This window comes from Halomonas sp. NPDC076908, from assembly GCF_050269715.1.
Taxonomy (GTDB): domain Bacteria; phylum Pseudomonadota; class Gammaproteobacteria; order Pseudomonadales; family Halomonadaceae; genus Vreelandella.
Map to the genome: position 1 here is coordinate 1 of NZ_JBNNIW010000102.1, position 1,893 is coordinate 1,893.

Here is a 1,893-nt window from a genome sequence, read left to right on the forward strand (position 1 = left end):
TCGTGCAGCTTGCAGGTGCTGATCAGGCTCTGGATGATGCCCAGGTGTTCCGCGCCCAGTTCGGTCCAGCAGAACATCCAGTTTTTCTTGCCCATTGGAATGGGGCGTAGCGCCCGTTCCAGGTGGTTGGTGTCTGGCTGCACGTCCGGGTTTTCCAGGAACACGGTCAGGCTCGCTTCGCGACCGAGCACGTAGTTCAGGGCCTTGGTCAGCGGGTCGCTGGGCACGAGGCCGCCTTGTGCCAACTGATCCCGGCACCACTGGAAGAAGTCGCTGACCACCGGTTTCGAGTGATCCAACCGGTACTGGCGTTTCTTCTCGCCAGTCAGCCCCTGGGTTTTGGTGGCCTCTTCATTCCGGTACACCTTGGCGATCTGTTGCAGCGCGTTGGTGACTGTCTCCGGGTGATCTTTCTGTGCCTCGATAAAATAACGGCGACCATGCACCCAACATTGGGCATGGGTGACGCTCTCCTGAGCGGCAGCGTAGCGGGCATAGGCCGCGTAGCCGTCACTGATCAGGGTGCCGCTGAACGATTCGCTGAGTACTTCTTCGATATGGGCACGCCCACGGCTGTTCGAGTAGGTGAACACCACCTCGTCGGCATCGCCGTATAACGGCCAGAACCAGCCGGTTTTCATCTTGCCCTTTTGCGGGCCGGCCCGGCCCTGATGACCGGCTTTGATGGGCGTTTCATCCATGGCCAGCACCCGACTGCGCAGCACATTGTCGGTCTGGGCATCCACGATGGGTCGCAACAGGTCGATGGCACGCTTGACCAGGTTCGTCAGGGTGCTGCGACTGACGGTGATACCGGCCTGCTGGATGCGCTGGTGTTGACGATACAGCGGCAGGTGGAACTGGAACTTGTCCACCAGCAGCCCGGCCAGCAGGCTGACGTCGGCCAGGCTGTTGTCCAGCACGTTGAACGGAGCCAGAGTCGTCACCGGCTTCTCGGCCCCCTTTCGCCGGAACACCGGGCGTTCGCACTTAAGCACCACATAACTGGAGGCACGCTGGGCCAGCCGGTAGGTGGTCTTGCTACCGATCACTTCGTACTGGTCAGCCTCCGGCCCGGTCAGTTCCGGTGGCAGGTGCTCAATGACCTCCATCGGCACATCGGCGGTAAAGCGCAGACCGGAGTCATTCAAGCAGTCGTCGTCCCGCTGCTTTTTGCCGGTGCCGCGCTGATAGGCCTTGATGGTGCGTTTTTCTTCGCCAGCAGGCTGCTCCGGCAGCGGTGCTTCATCGGGCTGGAACAGGCTGTTCTGGCCCGGCAGATCAAACACCTGCTTCTCGGACTTGGGGCCGAACAGCTGCTTCTTGAACCAGTCCAGCTGGCGCTGCAGGATCTGGACCTGCTCACGCAGCAGTGCATTCTCATCGGCCAGAGCCGAGGAGGACGATGCATTGGGACAAGGATCAGAAGCCGTTGAATTCATGACCGATATTATACCGGAAGTCCGTCTTCTATACCCCTCGAAAACGCTTGAACTGGCGGTATTTCTGCACCTCAATGCCATCGATCAGCAGTTGCAGATCCGTCAGGGTCAGGGCTCGCTGCCCCGAGGCAGATAATGGCACCCGGAACTGCCCCTGCTCCAGGCGCTTGGCCCACAGGCAGTAACCGGTGGTCGTAAAATACAGCATCTTCATCTGAGTCTTGCGGCGATTGACGAAGACGAAATACTGGCCGCTGAGAGGGTCGTGCTTCAACTGATTCCGGACCAGGGCACTCAGGCCCCGGAACGATTTGCGCATATCGGTGGGCTCGGTGCACAGCCAGATCCGGGCCTGACTATCGAGCCCGATCATCCGTTCTGGCTCAGCCGTAGCTCGACGCCGTTACCCAGGCTGAGCACAATATTCCAGCCTAAGCCGGATGATGGCGAC

Annotated in this window: 2 protein-coding genes; both read right to left on the reverse strand. The window is 60.2% G+C overall.

The features are described from left to right. Positions 1–1,442 (reverse strand): IS66 family transposase (tnpC, locus tag ACQKE4_RS20590; protein WP_427390094.1); only part of this gene is annotated, 1,442 nt, incomplete at its 3' end. Between the two features lie 28 nt (positions 1,443–1,470). Beyond that, the gene (gene tnpB, locus ACQKE4_RS20595) at positions 1,471–1,815 is read right to left on the reverse strand and encodes an IS66 family insertion sequence element accessory protein TnpB (protein ID WP_004578760.1); all 345 of its coding nucleotides are present in this window, start codon (positions 1,813–1,815) and stop codon (positions 1,471–1,473) included. Between the last annotated feature and the right edge of the window lie 78 nt (positions 1,816–1,893).

Coding starts and splice junctions, on each gene's coding strand:
- tnpB (WP_004578760.1), bottom strand. CDS start 1,815: ATGATCGGGCTCGATAGTCAGGCCCGGATCTGGCTGTGCACCGAGCCC.